Source organism: Janthinobacterium sp. SUN033 (assembly GCF_030397595.1).
Classification (GTDB): Bacteria; Pseudomonadota; Gammaproteobacteria; order Burkholderiales; family Burkholderiaceae_D; genus Janthinobacterium; species Janthinobacterium kumbetense.
Map to the genome: position 1 here is coordinate 1 of NZ_JAPQNV010000011.1, position 6486 is coordinate 6486.

The 6486-nt window shown below is 59.2% G+C and carries 5 protein-coding genes and 1 rRNA gene; 5 read left to right on the forward strand and 1 reads right to left on the reverse strand.

What is annotated here, in order from left to right; translation table 11 throughout:
* From rrf to OX460_RS28420, 4 genes are all read left to right on the forward strand, one after another.
* A 5S ribosomal RNA gene (rrf, locus tag OX460_RS28405) occupies window positions 1–113 on the forward strand.
* A 398-nt stretch (window positions 114–511) separates the two neighbouring features.
* Window positions 512–1093 (forward strand): acid phosphatase, encoded by a 582-nt coding sequence (locus OX460_RS28410; RefSeq protein ID WP_289900651.1) that lies wholly within the window; start codon window positions 512–514, stop codon window positions 1091–1093.
* A gap of 62 nt (window positions 1094–1155) precedes the next feature.
* Window positions 1156–2634, forward strand: a complete 1479-nt coding sequence (locus OX460_RS28415) for a DUF2868 domain-containing protein (RefSeq protein ID WP_289900652.1) — start codon at window positions 1156–1158, stop codon at window positions 2632–2634.
* Window positions 2631–4127, forward strand: coding sequence for a DUF3482 domain-containing protein (locus OX460_RS28420; protein ID WP_289900653.1), 1497 nt, complete (start codon window positions 2631–2633; stop codon window positions 4125–4127). The genes OX460_RS28415 and OX460_RS28420 overlap by 4 nt, the downstream gene beginning before the upstream one ends.
* 17 nt (window positions 4128–4144) lie before the next feature.
* On the opposite strand, the gene OX460_RS28425 is transcribed toward OX460_RS28420, so the two are convergent.
* Entirely contained in the window at window positions 4145–5044 is a 900-nt protein-coding gene (locus OX460_RS28425) for a LysR family transcriptional regulator (RefSeq protein WP_289900654.1), read from the reverse strand.
* Window positions 5045–5157: 113 nt separating this feature from the next.
* On the opposite strand from OX460_RS28425, the gene OX460_RS28430 reads away from it, so the two are divergent.
* Window positions 5158–6237 carry a tartrate dehydrogenase gene (locus tag OX460_RS28430; RefSeq protein WP_289900655.1) on the forward strand — a complete coding sequence of 360 codons (1080 nt, stop codon included), beginning with the start codon at window positions 5158–5160 and terminating at the stop codon, window positions 6235–6237.
* Window positions 6238–6486 lie beyond the last annotated feature (249 nt).

Here is a 6486-nt window from a genome sequence, read left to right on the forward strand (position 1 = left end):
CCTGATGACCATAGCAAGTTGGTCCCACCCCTTCCCATCCCGAACAGGACCGTGAAACAACTTTGCGCCGATGATAGTGCTGCAACCAGTGTGAAAGTAGGTTATCGTCAGGCTTGTTATTCGAAAAAACCCCTTCCGGTGATCCGGTTGGGGTTTTTTACGTCTGGCGGCTTGCCCGGTGCGCGCTTTTTGTCGTGCGTACGGCGAAGTTGCGCGAAGTTATCGCTCGCGAGCGCTTTTTGCGGGGGGAAGTGTGCCGCAAAAATGCCTATCTTGCCCGGCCCATGTTGCTAACTGCGGGCACCGTCATGTTCTCTTCATATTCACACTGTACGATGGCTTGCATGGCTGCTGCCCTTGGGTGGCCAGTCCCTTTCATCCCATCAAGTAAATGTGTGCATCCATGTTGGCCAAGCTTAAACTCGTCAAAACTCCCAAAGGCATCGATAGCGTCTTGATGCTGTCGGCCATGCTGATACTCTGGATCGGCAATTACAGCAACCTCGATCTCATGATCGCCGACAGCATGTTCGACGGGACGCGTGGGCAATTTGCCGGCACGGGCAGCGCGTGGGCGGGCAATTTCCAGCTCGGCATGATCTCGCTTGGCTGCGCCATGATCTGCCTGGCTATCTGGGACACCTTGCATCCGCTGGCTCGGCTGGCCTCACGCCGCAGCGCCTTGCGCGTCGTGGCCCTGTCGGTCGTCTTGGTGCCGTTAAGCATTTATTTGCTCTCTTCCTTCAGCGATGTGCCTTGTCCCACGGATTTGCTGCGCTATGGCGGACTGGCGCCATACACGCGCTTGCTGGAAACATTGCCCGCCAATGCATCTGCCATGGTTTGCCTGCCCACCATGCAGGCGAACACTGCCTGGTGGATGCTGGCCTTGCCATTGTTTTGCCTGCCCGGACGGCCAGGCACGGCGTTTCTGCTCGCTGGTGTCATGCTGCTGTGCGGTTTGGCGGCAGGCTGGCAGCAACAGTTGCAAGGTACACAATTTTTTACGCACACCCTGTGGTCTGCCTGGATCGCCTCTTTCCTGATATATCTGCTGCATAATCTGCTCCGGGCCGAGGACGCGTTGGCCTGAAACATAAAAGTACGTCACAATCTGCCTGTCTAGTTGTCGTTTCATACAAAAACAGGAGCACCATGAACGAGCAGATTGCGAGAGAAGTGGTATTGGTCCGTGCTATCGAGACGGCCGACCAGAAAAAAGAAGTCCTCAGCGAGGATGACCGCATGTATGCCAGCCGCAGCGCGCGTGAGCTTGCGCAGTGGCAAGCTTCGGGCAAGCAGGCCGAAGTGACGGGTGACGATTTCCTGCAGCAGCGTTCCGAGCTGATCCTCAAGCGCATCACCGAACGCACGCCTGCCTTCGCCGCTTTCGCGAAACGCCGTAACGGCATGAAAACCCTGGCGCTGACCTTACCCCTGCTGGCACTGCTGCTGGGCGCCGGACTCGACCGCATCACGGATCCCCATCGCGTGGATCTGTTGTCGGCACCCTTGCTGCTGATCATCGCGTGGAACGTGCTGGTCTACCTGGGCTTGCTGATCTGGCTATGCATCCCCTCGCATGCCCTCGGCTGGCCGAAGGCGGGATTGGTGCGCCACCTGAGCGTGGGCCGCCTGGCCTTGCCGCGCAAGTTGCCGCACGCTTTGTCCTCGGGTTTGCTCAGCTTCATGGGGGAATGGGCGCACCTGAGCGCCAAGCTGACGGCCGCGCGCCTGAGCCGTACCATCCACTTGAGCGCCGCCATGTTTGCCATAGGCGCCGTCGCCTCGTTATATGCGCGCGGTTTCCTGTCGCAATACGCAGCTGGTTGGGAAAGCACCTTTTTGAGCGCCAGCCAGGTACACAGCCTGCTTTCAACCCTGTTTGCGCCGGCTATTGCCCTGTTTCATTTGCAAGGCTTTTCGCTGGCGGAAATCGAAGCGCTGCGTTTCCCGCAAACGACGACCGTCGAAGGCGGCGCGCGCTGGGTGCATTTGTATGCGGCAACGATTTTCCTGCTGGTGGTCGTTCCCCGCCTGATCCTGGCATTGGTCAACAATTGGCGCGCCGCGCGCCTGGCGAAACATTTTCCGCTGGATCTCGATCAACCGTATTTCCGCAAGCTCAATGAAAGCATCGGCGTGGCCACGGGCGGCATGCTGCGCGTCTTGCCGTACAGCTTTACCGTCGATGAGGCGCGCCACAAGGGCCTGGGCCAGCTGTCCATCATGCTGTTTGGCGAGCAGGGCCGCATGATGCTGCGTCCATCGATGTCGTATGGCGAAGAGCCGCAGGACGTCTTGCGCGACACCGACCTGAATGATCCGCAAGTCAATATCACGGCCGTGCTGTTCAACCTGACGGCGACGCCGGAAAAGGAAAATCATGGCGCCTTCCTCGATTACCTGGCGCAATCGTCGACACGCGGCATCGCCGTCCTGATCGACGAGTCCAGCTACCTGGAGCGCGCGGGCGAGCAGGTGGATAATGGCGCGCGCCTGGCGGAAAGAATCGCCTTGTGGCAACAGTTCTGCCAGTTCCACAAAACCACGGCCACCCTGGTCAATTTGCTCAATCCTGCCTTGCACCCGCTCGATGCCGGTGTCGGGCTGAAAGTATCGGCAGCAGCATGAATGTGAGTGTGAATGTGAATAAAGAGGTGCAGGATGATGCGGTACAGATTCAGTTCGCGCTGATTTCGCACACGAATAATGGCAAGACGACACTGGCGCGTACCCTGGTGGGCGTGGATATCGGCGAAGTGCGCGACGCCGCCCACGTGACCGTGTTTGCGGAATCGCATACCTTGCTGGCGACACCGCAGGGTGATGCCCTGCAATTATGGGATACGCCAGGCTTCGGCGACTCCGTGCGCCTGCTCAAGCGCCTGGGGCAGTCGGGCAATCCCATCGGCTGGTTCCTGCGCGAAGTGCTGGACCGTTACCGCGACCGCCCGTTCTGGCTCAGCCAGCAAGCGCTGCGCACGGCCAAGGATTCTGCCGACGTGGTGCTGTACCTGGTCAACTCCTCTGAAAATCCCCGGGACGCGGGTTACTTGCCGGCGGAAATGAAAATCCTCGCCTGGCTGGATAAGCCGGTGGTGGTCTTGCTCAATCAGATGGGACCGCCGCGTCCGGGTAATGAGGAGCACGGCGAGCAGGCGCGCTGGCGCGAGCATTTGCAGCAGTATCCGATCGTGCGCGACGTCCTGGCGCTCGATGCCTTTGCCCGCTGCTGGGTACATGAGCGCGTGTTTTACGAAGCCGTGGGTGAATTGTTACCGCAGCCGCAGCAAGCTGGCTACGCGCGGTTGTTTGCTGCCTGGCAAACGCAAAATACGGCGCGTTTCCAGCAGGCCATGCATTTGCTGGCCATGCAGCTGGCGGTGGCTGGGCAGGATCGTGAAGCCATTGATCCGGCATCCAGGGGCTTGCTGAAATCGGCCTTGCAGGTCGTGGGTATCGGTAAGAATGCAGAGCAGCAACGCCAGGAAAAGGCCATGGCCAGCCTGGTGGCGCGCCTCAATACGCACAGCAGCGTGACCACGCGTGAACTGTTGATCTTGCACAAACTCGATCCGACCGATGCGCATAAGATTAATAGCCGAATACGGGAAAATTTTGCCGTGCGCGCGCCGATCGACAAGGCGCAAGCGGGGCTCTTGGGCGCCATGATTTCCGGTGCCGCGACGGGGCTGTCGGCCGACCTGATTTCCGGCGGCTTGACCTTGGGTACGGGGGCCTTGCTTGGCGGTGTGGTCGGTGCGCTGACGTTTGCCGGCGCAGCTTGGGGTTTTAATTCCGGTACGGACCGCAATGAGCCCACGATGCAATTTACCGATGCCTTTTTGCGTACCCTGGTGGTGGCCGGCGTGTTGCGTTACCTGGCGGTGGCGCACTTTGGCCGTGGCCGCGGCAACTTTGTTGAAAGCGAGGCGCCGGCCTTCTGGCAGGATGAGGTCGAGCAGGCGGTAGCGCGCCATGACGCTGCTCTGGCCGAGCTGTGGAAAGACGTGCGCCGGGAAAAGTCGCCGGAGCAAGCCGCCGAGCGCGTGCTGCCCCTCCTGTCGTCCATCACCTCCGATACCCTGGCGCGTCTGTATCCGGATGTGGCGCGCCTGGTGTAAATACCTGGTGTCGATTCTCAGGCGCGGGCCTGCAGCCACTGCTCCAGAAATTGCACGCAGGCCCTGACCTTGGCCGAGTTCGATAGCCGCGAGGTGGTCACCGCCCACACGTCGGCCGCCTGTTGATACGCGGGCAGAATGCGCACCAGCTTGCCTTGCGCCAAGCTGCTTTCCACATCCCATGCTGAACGCAAGATGATGCCGTGGCCATCCAGTGCCCATTGATGGACGATCTCGCCATTGTTGGCCGAGAGCGGTCCATCGACCTTCACCGTTTCCACTCCTTGCGGTCCCTGCAGCTTCCAGCGCCGCCCATCCTGGTCGCGTTCGCGAATGACGATGCAGTCATGCTCGCGCAACTGCGCCAGGGTGTCCGGCGCTCCGCGTCGTGCCAGGTAGGCGGGCGCGGCGCACAGTACGCGTTGGTTGCTGGCAATACGGTGGGCGATCAGGTCCGGTTCGTGGACCACGCCGATGCGAATGTCGAGATCGAAACCTTCGCCCAGCAGGTCAACGGGCCGGTCGAGCAATTCCAGCTGTATTTTCAGGTCTGGATACTGCCGTGCCAGCTGGGATAGGGCAGGACCGAGCCGGTTGCGTCCGAAACCGGAACTGGAGCAGATGCGCAGCACTCCCTGCGGCTGCAGTTTCGACTGCGCTACCGCTTCACCCATTTGCTCGACATCTTCCAGGATGCGTTGCGCCCATTGCCGCACGATCTCGCCGTGATCGGTGACGCTGACCCGGCGTGTGGTCCGGTGCAGCAAACGTACTTGCAGCGCCGCTTCCAGCATGCCGATGCGCTTGCTGACGACGGCCTTGGAAATGCCCAGTTCCAAGGCCGTGCCGGCGAAGCTGGTTTTATGGGCAACCTGGCAAAACAGGCGTAAGTCTTCCAGCAGCGGCGTATGTTTCATTGATTGACCACGAAATGTGAATACTTTGGTTATGAATTACCCGATTGTATTCTCATGCGGTGCCAGTATCATCAATGCATCCATCTAGCATCTATCTATAACAGGAGAACCCCATGCCCACACACCGAATCGCAGTCATCGCCGGCGACGGCATCGGCAATGAAGTCATGCCGGAAGGGCTGCGTGTCGTCGAGGCCGCCGCGCGCCGTTTCAATATCGACCTGCAGTTCACGACGATGGCATGGGCCAATTGCGACTATTACCTGGAACACGGGCAAATGATGCCCTCGGACTGGTTTGCCCAGCTCAAGGATTTCGACGCCATCTATTTTGGCGCCGTGGGCTGGCCGGACAAGGTGCCCGACCACATCTCCTTATGGGGTTCGCTGTTGAAATTCCGCCGCGAATTCGACGAATACGTGAATCTGCGTCCCGTGCGCTTGATGCCTGGTGTGCCGTGCCCGCTGGCGAATAAAAAGCCGGGCGATATCGATTTTTATGTGGTGCGTGAAAATACGGAAGGAGAGTATTCATCCGTGGGCGGGCGCATGTTCGAGGGGACGGAGCGCGAAACGGTGCTGCAGGAATCCGTTTTTACGCGCAAGGGTGTCGACCGTATCTTGAAGTATGCGTTTGAGCTGGCGCAAAGCCGGCCTAAAAAACACCTGACATCGGCCACGAAATCGAATGGCATCGCCATCAGCATGCCGTATTGGGATGAGCGGGTGGAAGCCATGAGCCCGAGCTTTCCCGATGTCCGCTGGGATAAATACCATATCGACATCCTGGCGGCCCGCTTTGTATTGAGCCCCGAACGTTTCGACGTGGTGGTCGCTTCGAATCTGTTTGGCGACATCCTGTCCGACCTGGGGCCCGCCTGCACGGGGACGATTGCCATCGCACCGTCGGCCAATATCAATCCGGAGCGCACTTTTCCTTCCGTTTTCGAGCCGGTGCACGGTTCCGCGCCCGATATCTATGGCCAGAATATCGCCAACCCGATCGGCATGATCTGGTCGGGCGCCATGATGCTGGACTTCCTCGGCAATGGCGATGCCAATTACACGGCGGCGCATGATGCGATTGTGCGGGCCATCGAGCAGGTGCTTGAGCATGGTCCGCGTACGCCAGACATGGGTGGCAGCGCCAGTACGACGGATGTCGGTATGGCGGTTGCAGAATTGCTGAAATAAAGCTTGCTGCCCGTGTGTGGCTTTGCTATAGTTCGCCTCCCCAATGAGACGCAGTCAAATGCGGCAGTTGAGGATCACCGGAAACGGTGATAAGTAGTAAAGAAGGTGTTGACGGATTTAGCGAAATGCTTCATACTCTTCCTTCTTCGCAGCTGACAAACACAACGCTTTGTCGATAGCGCGAAAGCAGTAACCGAATACAGTTCTTTAACAATTAACAGTCGATAAGTGTGGGCATTTGATGTCAGT